This window comes from Colwellia sp. BRX10-1, from assembly GCF_014077545.1.
GTDB lineage: Bacteria > Pseudomonadota > Gammaproteobacteria > Enterobacterales > Alteromonadaceae > Colwellia_A.
In genome coordinates, this window is record NZ_JACGWC010000052.1 from 1 (window position 1) to 4,001 (window position 4,001).

General features: G+C 36.0%; 3 protein-coding genes. 2 read left to right on the plus strand and 1 reads right to left on the minus strand.

Translation table 11 applies throughout. The features are described 5' to 3' along the window. The first annotated feature begins 559 nt into the window (after positions 1-559). Entirely contained in the window at positions 560-1,282 is a 723-nt protein-coding gene (locus H4J75_RS19355) for a PEP_CTERM-anchored TLD domain-containing protein (protein WP_182223019.1), read from the plus strand. A gap of 330 nt (positions 1,283-1,612) precedes the next feature. Here the strand turns inward: H4J75_RS19355 and H4J75_RS19360 are convergent, their stop codons facing one another. After that, positions 1,613-2,236, minus strand: coding sequence for a tyrosine-type recombinase/integrase (locus H4J75_RS19360; RefSeq protein ID WP_182223020.1), 624 nt, complete (start codon positions 2,234-2,236; stop codon positions 1,613-1,615). A 695-nt stretch (positions 2,237-2,931) separates the two neighbouring features. Here H4J75_RS19360 and H4J75_RS20310 point away from each other — a divergent pair. After that, a complete protein-coding gene (locus H4J75_RS20310; protein ID WP_259366468.1) occupies positions 2,932-3,567 on the plus strand; it encodes a PEP-CTERM sorting domain-containing protein in 636 nt (211 codons plus the stop codon). Positions 3,568-4,001: the final 434 nt, after the last annotated feature.

Here is a 4,001-nt window from a genome sequence, read left to right on the forward strand (position 1 = left end):
TACATCGAAAGTAAAGCGGTAACCATCGAAATGATATCGTATCAATATTCGTATGAAATAGGCACATGATCTGAACATCCTAATTATAGGTTTATTCAGACTTAAAGGACTATATTCGTATCTTTACTGACGATAGCAGCTGATTATTCTTTGGGTCAATTGATAGCCATAAGCTGATATTAGCTTTTGATAAACCATGATCATATTCAGGGTAAGTTTAACTAAAATTTACTGCTTGTTTGTGGGGTTGGTTTAAGTTCATACCAGACAGTGACATTTCAGCTTAGAATCCTAACTCTCGCTTAAATCAAGCTTCGTAAAACCAATAAAATATACATTTGTTAATATTATAAAATCAATCGCTTGATGAGTTTATTGTGTCCGGATATTTTACAGATAAGATATAGATATTGGGTTTGCATTCCTTATCAGTCTGAAATAGTTAGATATTGTTAACTTGGCGCGTTTTGTGCTTTATATCAAACATTATAAAGTGATGACATTTCACTTTTAGCATTTATCTTCCACACTGTTGTGAAGGGATTAAAAGGAATATCAAATGAATTTTAAATTTTTAAAGGCTGCTACTGTTGGCTTGGTTTTATCTGTTACTGGCTTTGTTAATGCAGGTGTAATTGATTCAAGCAGCGTATTGCTTGATGAAGCGGGTGCTTCACAACTAGAAAATTGGTTAGGTCAAGGAGATCTAAACTGGGATAGCGTATGGTATGGAGCAACAGGAGCAACATCAAGTTCTTGGCATAGTGCGGTTGATGGCGTATCCAACACAGTTTCAATCTACGACATAACATACGCAGGACAAAACTACTTGATAGGGGGCTATAATGCAAATGTATGGAGTTCCACATCAGGTTGGACCAGCGACAGCGATGGGATATGGGAAAACTTCATATTCAATCTAACTACAAATACAAAAGCCCAAACAGCCGACCCGCATGCGAATTGGGCAGTAGGCTACCTAGCTACATATAATCATAATAATTACTTCGCGGCGTTCGGTGGAGGGTTCGACCTATGGGGAGGTACAGGCCAAATTGGCAATGGCGGGTATGCCCATTACGTAGGTAGTTATGTTGGAGAACAGAGCACAGGTTTAGGTAATATAGTTGACGGGCAACAGACGTTAACCCAGTACACCGTAAATTCACTGGAAACGTTTACGTTTAACGAGGCCACATCAGTACCAGAACCCACGACACTTGCTATTTTTGCATTAGGAATGATTGGTTTAGCATCACGTCGATTTAAGAAACAATCTTAATATAGCTTCTTTGTGGTAAATTCTAGAAAACATCAATTGTAGTGATTGGTGTTTTTTTTGTATCTGATGATTGGTAAATCAGGTTATTTCACTGATAAACCATCACCATAGGATTAGTAATCCTATGTTATGCCACATGTGTAAAAGCTTTCAGATACTTTAACTGATTATTCAGCACTACTGGTGTGATTTTTATAATTTTTGACAAAAAATCATCAATACATAACGTATCCTTTTACGAATAATTGTCGAAATGGTCGCAGTTAAATAAGCATGGGCTTATGTCAGCTATCGTATCATTGAAGAAAGCGTCCATGCCTTCAGTTTGAGTTAAATATCGGTTGCTTCCGAAAGCTCAAGCGCATCATCTACTTCAACGCCAAGATATCGAACGGTACTCTCTAGTTTAGTATGCCCAAGTAATATTTGAACTGCTCTCAAATTTTTTGTTTTCTTATAGATTAAAGATGCTTTAGTTCGCCTCATGGTATGAGTGCCATATAATGTGAGATCTAAACCTATACTTGAAATCCATTTTTTAACTATCCTTGCATATTGACGAGTAGTTAAATGAAAATCCTTTTTTACTCTACTGCCAAACAAATAATCACCAGACTTAAGTGATTTTTTTGCTATCCATTCTTGCAGTGACTTTCTAGTTTTAGGGGTTAATTCAAATTGAACTGAACTACCTGTTTTCTGTTGAATAAGCATTGCTCTGGACTGAATAGTAGCTCCATGAGCAATATCCAAAACTTTTAGTTTAATAAAATCACAGGCGCGTAATTTACAGTCTAAAGCCAAATTAAACATCGTTAATTCTCGCAAGTTATTTGCCAGCTCTAATCGTATCCTAATTGACCATATTTCTTCGAGTTTAAGGGGAAGTTTTTGACCAACTAATTTGCCTTTATTCCAGCAGGTTTTTCGTGAAGTTGATTTGCTGTTATACATAATAGTACTCCTTTTCTTGAAGGGACTATAAGTATGGCTTGATACACTAAAATTTATTAATAGCAGACATTATGCGTATGTAAGAGAAGAATGCTTCTCTTAGCCAATTGCAGACATTAAGCCTTCGCAAATTCAGGAGCATATTTAGGGCAATATTAGCCAAAATTTTCTGCTCACTTGTGGGGCTGGTTTAAGCTCAAAGCCGACAGTGGAGTTCAAATTCACTCACAACGGATGATATATCAAATCAACTATTACAAGTCAGTTAGTAGGTGGTGAAAAGGTACTGAAAATACTGGTCTATAGCGGTGTTACTGTGTTGAAATACAACAATTAGCACCACTTGCTTTTAATTAATTACACTACTGAAATGGTTGTTTTAGCTAGTTTAAATCTGATTTTTAAAATGTTTATATTTTATTTAGGGTGAAATTCAATCACCTAAAGGTGTTTTTATACTGGAACTAATATTAATTACATTTTGTTAAAATTAGATAATTAATTCAACTGGTTGATGAGGTTTTTTGTGTCAGATTATTTTACAGTGTTATTTGATTTAAAATTATATAAATTATCATTGTATTGAAATTGTTGTATATTTTAAGTTTGGTATGTTTTGTGCATTCTCAGTAGCATATGTGATGACGTTTCACTTATAACTGCTACCCCCTAAAACGGTTACAAAGGAATATCAAATGAAGTTTAAAATATTTAATATAGTGATTGTTGGTTTGTTTTTAGCTACTAGCTCTTTTGTAAATGCGGGAATAATCACCCACGGCTATCTGACCACTGACACCGAGACAAATTATATAACAGACACCAATTCTGGACGAATGTACACACGCCTAGATGCTTTTAACCTTAACATTGCAGATACTCATATGTTGATGACAAGTGGTGCTGCTTTTGATGGTTGGTCCATAGTCACTGCGGATGTAATTGACGAGTTTTACAATGCGGTGCTTGGGGTTGCAAGTTCTCCGTGTGATGGTAATCTATTGTACGGAACAGTGTGCGGTACAATTACCGGGTGGAATAGTCTGGATTTCGGATTTGGTTACAGTTCTGGTTACACGCATTTTACTTACGACAACGGTATAATAGGTCGAGTCGGATTGGTAGGTATAGGTTCTAACGGTGTGATCCATGATTACTACAATTGGACAAGCCAGGCAGTGTGGCAAAATAATTGGGGACCAAACACTTCGAACCCTATCAATTATATGTTATATAAAGATGGTACTGTAGTACCAGAACCATCTACACTTGCTATTTTTGCATTAGGAATGATTGGTTTAGCATCACGTCGATTTAAGAAACAATCTTAATAATTTAATATTGTTTGATTCTAGAAAACACTGGTCGTTATGGACAGTGTTTTTTTGTATCTGGTGATTGGTAAGTTAGGTTGTTTCATCACCAAACTATCACCATAGGATTAAGTATCCTTTGCTAATCATGATAAATAAAGGCTTCTGGCTTATATCAGTAAACAATTAGCACTACTTGAGCACAATTATTCGTTTCAACCCCAAAATTATTCCTACCGAATGTCGGCAATGGTGGCTTAGTTGTCTGTCAGGATAAGGTAGCTCAACGTCTAATGAACACTAAAAACAGCTCGAAAATCCATTGATGCTAACGTCCGGTCTACGCCCTGAGACCTTTAACAAGCTTTTTCTTTAAAAAGTAATGGGGAATTCCTATCGCTCAATGCTTTTAAATACTTGGCTTCATTGTATGGCTCTTTAGTTTTCCAACA

Excerpts from the sequence above, each read along its gene's own strand:
- H4J75_RS19355 (WP_182223019.1), top strand. The coding sequence starts at position 560 with ATGAATTTTAAATTTTTAAAGGCTGCTACTGTTGGCTTGGTTTTATCT.
- H4J75_RS19360 (WP_182223020.1), bottom strand. The coding sequence starts at position 2,236 with ATGTATAACAGCAAATCAACTTCACGAAAAACCTGCTGGAATAAAGGC.
- H4J75_RS20310 (WP_259366468.1), top strand. The coding sequence starts at position 2,932 with ATGAAGTTTAAAATATTTAATATAGTGATTGTTGGTTTGTTTTTAGCT.